Annotated in this window: 11 protein-coding genes and 1 pseudogene; 9 read left to right on the forward strand and 3 right to left on the reverse strand. The window is 63.4% G+C overall.

The features are described 5' to 3' along the window. Positions 1-982, forward strand: a 982-nt coding sequence (locus tag ABY44_RS27245) for a DUF3999 domain-containing protein (protein WP_431642729.1), incomplete at its 5' end; no start/stop codon positions are given. Between the two features lie 21 nt (positions 983-1003). Then, a pseudogene (locus ABY44_RS27250) lies at positions 1004-1144 on the forward strand (lytic transglycosylase domain-containing protein); the annotation flags it as partial. Positions 1145-1295: 151 nt separating this feature from the next. On the opposite strand, the gene ABY44_RS27255 reads toward ABY44_RS27250, so the two are convergent. Further along, positions 1296-2093, reverse strand: a complete 798-nt coding sequence (locus ABY44_RS27255) for a GNAT family N-acetyltransferase (protein ID WP_060174288.1) — start codon at positions 2091-2093, stop codon at positions 1296-1298. A gap of 281 nt (positions 2094-2374) precedes the next feature. On the opposite strand from ABY44_RS27255, the gene ABY44_RS27260 reads away from it, so the two are divergent. From ABY44_RS27260 to ABY44_RS27270, 3 genes are all read left to right on the forward strand, one after another. Next, complete coding sequence (locus ABY44_RS27260) at positions 2375-2680, forward strand: NIPSNAP family protein (protein WP_060174289.1); 306 nt, start codon at positions 2375-2377, stop codon at positions 2678-2680. 311 nt (positions 2681-2991) lie between these two features. Further along, positions 2992-3642: an NADPH-dependent FMN reductase gene (locus ABY44_RS27265; RefSeq protein ID WP_027790596.1), complete on the forward strand. Its 651-nt coding sequence runs from the start codon at positions 2992-2994 to the stop codon at positions 3640-3642. Between the two features lie 235 nt (positions 3643-3877). Then, entirely contained in the window at positions 3878-4096 is a 219-nt protein-coding gene (locus ABY44_RS27270; RefSeq protein ID WP_021157097.1) for a hypothetical protein, read from the forward strand. Positions 4097-4408: 312 nt separating this feature from the next. Here ABY44_RS27270 and ABY44_RS27275 read toward each other — a convergent pair whose 3' ends face one another. After that, positions 4409-4615, reverse strand: coding sequence for a DUF2188 domain-containing protein (locus ABY44_RS27275; RefSeq protein WP_077179465.1), 207 nt, complete (start codon positions 4613-4615; stop codon positions 4409-4411). Positions 4616-4644: 29 nt separating this feature from the next. Continuing rightward, positions 4645-4950 carry a DUF3892 domain-containing protein gene (locus tag ABY44_RS27280; RefSeq protein WP_011547010.1) on the reverse strand — a complete coding sequence of 102 codons (306 nt, stop codon included), beginning with the start codon at positions 4948-4950 and terminating at the stop codon, positions 4645-4647. A gap of 213 nt (positions 4951-5163) precedes the next feature. Here ABY44_RS27280 and ABY44_RS27285 point away from each other — a divergent pair, with 213 nt between their 5' ends. The 4 genes from ABY44_RS27285 to ABY44_RS27300 all read left to right on the forward strand — a co-directional run bounded on the left by ABY44_RS27285 (position 5164) and on the right by ABY44_RS27300 (position 8220). Beyond that, on the forward strand, positions 5164-5487 hold the full coding sequence (locus ABY44_RS27285; RefSeq protein ID WP_011547009.1) for a helix-turn-helix domain-containing protein: 324 nt from the start codon (positions 5164-5166) through the stop codon (positions 5485-5487). Beyond that, positions 5480-6367 (forward strand): ImmA/IrrE family metallo-endopeptidase, encoded by an 888-nt coding sequence (locus tag ABY44_RS27290; RefSeq protein ID WP_011547008.1) that lies wholly within the window; start codon positions 5480-5482, stop codon positions 6365-6367. The genes ABY44_RS27285 and ABY44_RS27290 overlap by 8 nt, the downstream gene beginning before the upstream one ends. 48 nt (positions 6368-6415) lie before the next feature. After that, positions 6416-6949 (forward strand): hypothetical protein, encoded by a 534-nt coding sequence (locus ABY44_RS27295; RefSeq protein WP_431642732.1) that lies wholly within the window; start codon positions 6416-6418, stop codon positions 6947-6949. Positions 6950-7021: 72 nt separating this feature from the next. After that, a protein-coding gene (locus tag ABY44_RS27300; protein ID WP_166488176.1) for an IS3 family transposase occupies positions 7022-8220 on the forward strand; the annotation gives its coding sequence in 2 pieces (ribosomal slippage) (positions 7022-7337 and positions 7337-8220; 1200 coding nt in all). Positions 8221-8257 lie beyond the last annotated feature (37 nt).

Here is an 8257-nt window from a genome sequence, read left to right on the forward strand (position 1 = left end):
CGCACCGGCGCGCGCAAAGCACGGCGCGGATCTCGTCGACCTGTCGCATGCGGACGGCGACATCGACGCGCTGCTCGTACACGTGGGCGACGACAGCTACCAGGGGCGTGTCGCCGTCGAAGCCAGCGACGACCTGCGCAGCTGGCGCTCGCTCGGCAGCACGCAGTTGCTGAAAGTCGGCCACGGCGACGACATGCTCGTGCAGGAACGCATCGCACTCGAAGGCGCGGCGCCGCGCTACCTGCGGCTCGACTGGCTCGACGGCGCGCCCGCGATCGCGTCGATCGACGTCGAGACGCACCCGCGCGATGCGCGCGGAACCGACACCGCGTCCGTGCCGCGCCAATGGCGCGACGCCGTGCGCGTGCGGGCCGGCGGCACGCCCGGCGAGTACCTGTTCGACACCGACGGCGCGTATCCGGTCGACCGCGTGCGCATCGACCTGCCGCAACCGAATACCGTCGCGCGCGCGACGCTGCAGAGCCGCGCCGACGCGCAGGCGCCGTGGCGCGACGTCGCGGGCGCCGTGCTGTTCCGGCTGCAGGGCAAGGCCGGCGAGCAGCGCAATCCGCCGCTCGAGTTCGCGGCGAATACGGATCGCACGTGGCGGATCGTCGTCGACATGCGCAACGGCGGATTCGGCAGCGGCCAGCCGGCCGTCGCGATCGGCTGGCATCCAGCCGCGCTGACTTTCGTGGCGCGCGGCGCACCGCCGTTTACGCTCGGCGTCGGCGACGCGTCGCTCGTGTCGTCGGCCGTCGGCCGTGACGCGCTGCTGGTCGGCATGGCCCCCGAAGTGCGGCCCGCGCGCGTCGGCGCGGCGTTGCCGGTATCGGCGGTCACGCCGGCGCCGGCCGCCGACACGGACGCACCGCGCCGCTACGTGCTGTGGGGCGCGCTGGTCGTCGCGGTCGGCGTGCTCGGCACGATCGCGTGGCGCCTCGCGAAAGGCGGCGGCGAGTCGAGCGGCCGCGACGAGTGAGGCGGCGCGGCCGAGTCGGGCTTCGATCGCCGCGCGGTCAGTGTGGCCGGCGCACGCGGGTTCAGGCAGGTGCGGCCCATCGCCCATCGCGATCTCGTCGCGCAAGTGAAGAACCTGTCCGATCCGGCCACCTACGTGCGGATCGGTGCGGCCATCTCATGAAGGTGCGCGTCAGGGCATAAAAAGCGCGTAAACGTCCGTTTCGCCGCGGCGCGGCGGGGGTGTCTCGAGGGCCGTACACGAGCGGGAGCGCCACACTCCGCTCATCCGGCGTTTACGCGGCAAAACAGGAGCAGGAACCGGAGCACGGCGTTCAGCCGAAGGTGTAGCGCCCGTGCTGGCGCGGACGCCACGGCGACGAGCGGCAACTCGCGGCACCGGCCGCGCGTCGCGCCGCCCAGCCTGCGCCACGTCGCACGTACCGATCGCGCCGGACCAGCGCGGCCACGCGCGACGGCAACGCATGAGCAACGCGCCGCACGGCCGCCATGCGCGCGGCCATTCGCGACGCCGGCGATGCCGACGACATCCGGCGCACGACATGCGCGACGGGCCGCTTGCAGAGGATCGCGCTGTCGTAGCGCTTGCCGTCGAAGCGCATCACGTCGACGACGTCGAAACCCTGCGAGCCGTAGAACGCGAGCAGGTGCGAAGCGGGATGCGGCGTATCGAGCGCGAGCAGCGTGTAGCCGCGCAACGCGGCCCACCGCTCGGCGAACGACAGCAGCAACGCGCCGACCCCGCGGCTCTGGCAATCCGGGTCCACCGCCACCTGCCGCACGCTCGCGACGCCTTCGCGCCGGTACAGCGGGCAGGCCGACGACGGATCGGTCGCATACAGCGTGGCCGTGCCGATCACGCGCCCGCCGCACACGGCGACGTAGCACTCGCCCGCTTCCGCGCGACGGCGCGTGACGGCCTCGTCCTGGTCGACACACGTACAGTTGAGCCCCATCGCGCCGAGCCGCGCGAACGCGCGATGCAGCATCGGCGTGAGTTGGGCATAGCTGTCGAAGGCCGGATCGAAACGCCGCACGATCACCCGGTCGGCGCACGCGGAAGGCGGCGCGGCAGGCGTGTGTTCGGCGATCGCGTTCCAGGGTATCGACATTGCCATGCTCCGTGGTTGGGATGCCCGAAGTCTATGAGCGCGCCGATGGCCCCCGCAAGAAAAAATGTCGTAAAAGTTTGGGGACGTGCGTGCGGGAGAAACGGTTGCGACGGTGCACGCCGCGGCGGCGCGTGCGTCATTGCGAACGCATGACGGCACACCGATCGTTGCGCACGCAAGCAATGCATCGAGCGCGACGGCGTCGATCGCCGGCGCGCGCCGTTGACACATGCTGCAGCGCCATCCACACTCGCCGGATCCTTTCCGCTCCAGGCGCGCCCATGATCACCTGCTTCCTTCGCTACGTCATCGATCCGTACAAGCTCGACCAGTTCGAAACCTACGGCAAGATGTGGATTCCGCTCGTCGAGCAGTTCGGCGGCACGCATCACGGCTACTTCCTGCCGTCCGAAGGGGCAAACAACATTGCGCTCGCGATGTTCTCGTTCCCGAGCCTCGCCGAATACGAGCGCTACCGCGAGCGCTCGATGGACGATCCGGCCTGCCAGGCCGCGTTCCGCTACGCCGAGGAAACGCACTGCATCGTCAGCTACGAGCGCAGCTTCTTCCGGCCGGTGTTCGACTGACGGGCCACGGCCCGGCGCATCGCGCCCCTTTTCCTGACCGGGACGAAAAAAAGCCCCGCCTGCATCCGCGCGGCGGGGCCAACCCATGTCAGTAGAGACATCATGGAGGAGACGGGCCCATCTTATCGACCGCGGCCGGCCAGCCCAACCAAGCATTTCTGCTATCGATCCGTGCGGCCGCGCGCACGATTGCCCGTGCCTCCCGGCATATCGATAGAACGAAAAGTCGTTTTCAGAGTGGCGGCGGGGTCGTTACCATCTGGTTTTTAAGCCTGTGCTTAGCCGGGCAAGCCATCCCCAAGGAGCGCCCCTTGACTGCATTCGATCAACACCGCCGCCCGTTCGTCGTCGGCATTGGCGGTACCACCCGGGCAGCGTCGTCGACCGAACGCGCGCTGTCGTTCGCGTTGCGCGGCGCGCAGGCAGCCGGCGCACGCACGCGCCTGTTCGACGGCCCGTTCCTGCATACGCTGCCGCACTACGCCCCCGAACACAAAACGCTGACCGACGCGCAGCGCGAACTGATCGACGCCGTGCGCCAGGCCGACGCGATCATCATCGCGACGCCCGGCTATCACGGCGGCGTCTCCGGCCTCGTGAAGAACGCGCTCGATACGCTCGAGGAACTGCGTGCGGACGATCGGCCCTATCTCGACGGACGCGCGGTCGGCCTGATCGTCACCGCGTACGGCTGGCAGGCGGCGGGCACCGTGCTGACGTCGCTGCGTTCGATCGTGCATGCACTGCGCGGCTGGCCGACGCCGTTCGGCGCGACCGTGAACACGCTTGAAACGCGCTTCGACAGCGCCGACAGCTGCTCGGATCCGAAGGTCGTCGCCCAGCTCGAGACGGTCGGCACGCAAGCGGCCGAGTTCGCGCTCGCGTTCGCGTCGCATCGCGCGGCCTCGCATGCGGCGTCGGTCGATGCGCTCGCGCCTGTGCTGAAGATCGCCAACCAGTAATTCCCCCGCCTTTCACCGCCCGCGCCCGGACGACCCCGTTCGCCGGCGCGGGCGGTGCACATTCGGACGAACGGCCGCGCGCCGTGCACGCCGACGCTGCCCCCGGTTGCCCTTTCCCCGTACCCCGCGCCGATAACGATTCGGCCCGCCGCGTGATTTGCATTGGCCGAAAGATTGGTTCACGCGGCCGGCGGGTTTTCGTACGCTGAACATCCGAACTCTCTCCGCGCACGTCATGAACCGTACGATCCGCTACAAGGGCTACGAAGTCGCCCCCGCTGCCGCCCGGTTGCCGAACGGGCTGTTCGCCGCCAACCTGACGATCGCGAAGGCAAGCAGCGGCCCGTCGCCGCGCTCCGTCTCGTTCGACGCGATCGATTTCTTCTTCGAGGAAGAACACGCGCTTGCCTACGCGTCCCGCTGGGGCCGCCTCTGGGTCGACACGCACGCGTGACGCACGCCTGGCCAGCGTGCTATCGTTTGTCAATAAAGTTGAGCGGTGTACATGAATAAAATCAATGGCTTGCAAAAAACTTTGCCATGATTGCTCGCTTCATTTTGCCATACAAGGTGAGCAAAAGCCGCTGAATTGACAAGAAATACGAGCACTCGCTAATAGGCTTGATTCTTCCCAAGATGGGGCGGTCTATCGATCGATTTTCGTCAAGATAGGCCGAGCACTATAGCGGAAGTGGCCTCCCACGCCACCTCCGCTCACAACTCTAGTCGGCGGGACTAGCATTGACCGGAACCATCATCAAATCCGTCAAGGCTTCCGCCACTTGTCCGGCTTCCCGGCACTCGTAGTACGCACCCGCTCCACCAGCACAGGGCCGCTCGGGTTGAGTTCGCGTGCACGTTCAATCGCTTCGCGTTGCGTCGTGGCAGTTGCACTTGCCCGTTGCGAATTCGGACGACGAACTGCGTAATCGCCTTCATCGAGGCGACGCTCAACAAAGATCTTGTTGGTCATTGGTCTACTCCGTAGCTGATTGAAGTTGCTTACCGGTCAGGAAGCGCAAGCAAGTTGTCGGTCCAGCGCCCATCGGCGACCGTTTGCACATACTTGGTCCTCCCGTTGTTGTTGACGTGTACCCATGCTCCTTGTCGTTGAGGGTTGCGATCCGGGCACCAGACGGAATTGTTCCCCTGACGCTCGATGTACGAGACCATTTGATCGCGAGTGAAAACCCCGCTTTCACCGACAGCTCGATCGCCGTCCCACACTTGCCACCACAGATGCGTGATGTGTTCGTGGCCTGCACCGCCGCCCATCCGTTTCGCTACGCACTTCAAAGTCCTTGCCATGGTTGGCACCTCTTCAAAAATTGAGGAACGCGCCAACAAAATGTTCGGAGTAGGCGCACAAAAAATATAGGCGCCTCGAATTCACTTGTCAAGCATGAAAAGTGCGCCTACTCTGAACATCGGGTAGTCAAGAATGGGGGGCCCCTACCCATTCGCGTGACGCGTTCCCATCATCGGCCGCCAGCGAGCGTGCGATCTATACAGGAGAGTGAAGTGGCAACCCCCTTGGGCGAAAAGATTCGAGCCGAGCGCAAACGTTTGAAATTGACACTGGATGCGCTTGCCGAGAAGACAGAGTCAAGTAAGAGCTACATTTGGGAGTTAGAAAATCGCCCCGTAGTGCGCCCGTCTGCAGACAAGATCTCTAAGATTGCGGCGGTGTTGGGCGTGACAGTGGAATTCTTGCTGGACGATGAGAAGCAGGAAGCATCGCAATCGGATGTAGACGAGGCTTTTTTCAGGCGTATCGGTCGCCTTGATGCGACTAAACGTGCCCAGTTGGAAAAATTTCTCAAGGCGATAGACGACGATGAGTGAGCCGACGACGCCAGCCGCGTGGGGTATCCAGTTGTCGAAATTGTGGACGCAAAGTGGTCAATCTTTCCCGGTCGACGTACAGGTGCTCGCGCTTGAGGTAACCAAGGCCAAATTTTCGGACCCGGTTGGCGTCATCAAGCCTCACGGTGTTGCCGGCATCGACGGCATGCTCTCAAAGAGAAAAAGCAAGGGCGACTGGTGCATCTCATATGACGCGGCGGTAACCATCCCCGGACGTATCAATTTCACGCTGGGGCACGAACTGGGCCACTACTTTTTGCATCGAGCGATGCGCGATACCTTTACGTGTGGCCAACTCGAAACGATGGGCTACAACGAAGGGGAGTCGAAAAAGCAGGAATCGGAAGCCAACAAATTTGCGTCGTTCCTGCTCATGCCAGCGGACGATTTTCGGCAACAAATTTCCGGACAGCCGATTACGGTTGATCTGCTCGGCCACTGCGCTTCTCGGTACGACACATCGTTCACCGCCACCACATTGAAGTGGCTGGACATCACGGACGAAGCAGCCATGCTCGTGGTTGCGCGGGATGATTTCATATGCTGGAGCTACCCCAGTGCCCGCGCATCGAAGTTGGGCTGCTACATGCCTCCAGGAGCACCCGTACCCTCCGCGTCAGTCGAGCGCTTGGCAGAAGCAAATGCCGCGAGAGACCGGATCGTTACGGTGCCCGCAGGCGTGTGGCACCCATCGTTCGAAGCAGAAGAGTCTCTGATCGTCTCCGACCAGTTCGACCTCGCCATCTTCTTGGTTCGATTTGTGTCGCCTGGACATATCGAACATGCCGAGGATGCGCCCTCTGACGCGGCCGACTTTCTGACTGAACGAGCGAAAGGATTGAACTGGACGCGCCAATAGCTTAGTGCGTGTTCTACCGTATCACCACAAATTACAAAGGAAACCGGAATGTTCGATCCAATGTTGCCGAATCGAGAGATGTTCATCCAGGACCCAGCCGGGTACAGCCTCTCCGGATGGAGCCGTTGGGCGATGCTGGCCGCAGCCCATGGTGCTGACGTCGATCCGACCAATGCTCCCAGCAGCGACGATCTAAAGAGTCCGATTTTGTGGCTGACTCAAGCCGAGGCGATGGCTCAGGCAGCGGTAACGCTCGTAAAACAGCAACCGAATTTCGACAACATGCCGACCGAACTGCGGGGAATTTGCGATTCTCAGTACTGCGCAGTCGCCCTCATGTTGGTTGGTTATAGCTTGGAAGTCTGCCTGAAAGCGATGATCATCCTCCGCGCAGGAGTTGCCGCGTACTCTGAAGCTGAGCGTGACCACAAGCATCACGAACTTCATCGTCTCGCGAATTTTATCGATGACCTCTCCCCCAAAGAACTAGCAACACTTGAACTTCTCACACACTTCGTATATTGGGCGGGCCGCTATCCCGATCCGGGCCAGAAGGGTATTGGAGCGACCCCACGTATCTGAGGACACGAGGACTCTCTTAAAATAAGGGATAGTCTTGTGCCTATCAGTAAGCCTAGTCATTACGTGGAAAGCATCGAAATTCTGACCGAGCCGGAGCGCCGTCGTCGGCGCACGGCGCAAGAAAAAATCGCCATCGTGCAGGAAACATTGGAGCCGGGAGCGTCGGTGTCGGCCGTTGCACGTCGGCACGGCGTCAACGCCAACCAAGTGTTCGGCTGGCGCAAGCAATACCAGGAAGGCAGTCTGGCGGCGGTGAAGGCAGGCGAAACCGTTGTGCCGGCATCTGAGCTGGCCGCCGCCATCAAGGAAATCAAGGAACTGCAACGGCTACTTGGGAAGAAGACGCTGGAGGTCGAAATCCTGAAAGAAGCCGTGGAATGGGGCCGTTCAAAAAACCTGATTGCGCGCTCGCCCTTGCTGCCGGGGGACGACCGATGAAGACGGTCTGCGAAGTTCTCGGCGTGGCGCGCTCTGCCGTGGCGGTGAAGCGAGCTCGCTCGTCCGACTGGCGCGATGGTCGCCGTGCCCGCGTGACCAACGATGCCGGGCTGGTCGAGGAGATTCAGGCCCATGTGGCGCACCTTCCCACCTACGGCTACCGCCGTGTCTGGGCGCTGCTGCGCCGCAGTCGGGAGCAGAGCGGTGCGCCGTGCATCAACGTCAAGCGCGTGTATCGGGTCATGCGGGAGCATCAGTTGCTGCTGCGCCGCCCTGGCGTGCGGCGAGATAAGCGGCGACATGACGGTCGCGTTGCGGTGGACCGCAGCAACACCCGCTGGTGCTCCGATGGCTTCGAGTTTCGGTGCGACGATGGTACGCCGCTGCGCGTGACGTTTGCGCTGGACTGCTGCGACCGCGAGGCGATTAGCTGGGCAGCAACGACCGGCGGGCATAGCGGTGATGTGGTGCGCGACGTGATGCTGGCCGCCGTCGAACAGCGCTTCGGCACCACGCAGGCCGCGCAGCCCATTGAATGGCTGACGGACAACGGCTCGGCCTACATCGACCACCGCACGCGCAGCTTCGCTCGCGAACTGGGTCTTGAGCCGCTGACCACACCGGTCCGTTCGCCGCAGAGCAATGGCATGGCGGAATCGTTCGTGAAGACCATGAAGGACAATTACGTCGCCTATATGGACAAGTCTGACGCACCAACAGCGCTCTCGCGTCTGGCTATCGCGTTTGAACACTACAATGAGCGCCACCCGCACAAAGCCTTGAAATACCGCTCGCCTCGCGAGTTCAGGCGTAATGCGGTGTCATCAACCTAACGGTGTCCGCGTGTCCTGAGTTACAGGGGCAACTCCA

The sequence above is a fragment of the Burkholderia sp. ZZQ-2 genome, from assembly GCF_050768715.1.
GTDB classification, from domain to species: domain Bacteria; phylum Pseudomonadota; class Gammaproteobacteria; order Burkholderiales; family Burkholderiaceae; genus Burkholderia; species Burkholderia cepacia.

Coding starts and splice junctions, on each gene's coding strand:
- ABY44_RS27290 (WP_011547008.1), top strand. CDS start 5,480: ATGAGTGAGCCGACGACGCCAGCCGCGTGGGGTATCCAGTTGTCGAAA.
- ABY44_RS27275 (WP_077179465.1), bottom strand. CDS start 4,615: ATGACCAACAAGATCTTTGTTGAGCGTCGCCTCGATGAAGGCGATTAC.
- ABY44_RS27295 (WP_431642732.1), top strand. CDS start 6,416: ATGTTCGATCCAATGTTGCCGAATCGAGAGATGTTCATCCAGGACCCA.
- ABY44_RS27255 (WP_060174288.1), bottom strand. CDS start 2,093: ATGTCGATACCCTGGAACGCGATCGCCGAACACACGCCTGCCGCGCCG.
- ABY44_RS27260 (WP_060174289.1), top strand. CDS start 2,375: ATGATCACCTGCTTCCTTCGCTACGTCATCGATCCGTACAAGCTCGAC.
- ABY44_RS27270 (WP_021157097.1), top strand. CDS start 3,878: ATGAACCGTACGATCCGCTACAAGGGCTACGAAGTCGCCCCCGCTGCC.
- ABY44_RS27280 (WP_011547010.1), bottom strand. CDS start 4,950: ATGGCAAGGACTTTGAAGTGCGTAGCGAAACGGATGGGCGGCGGTGCA.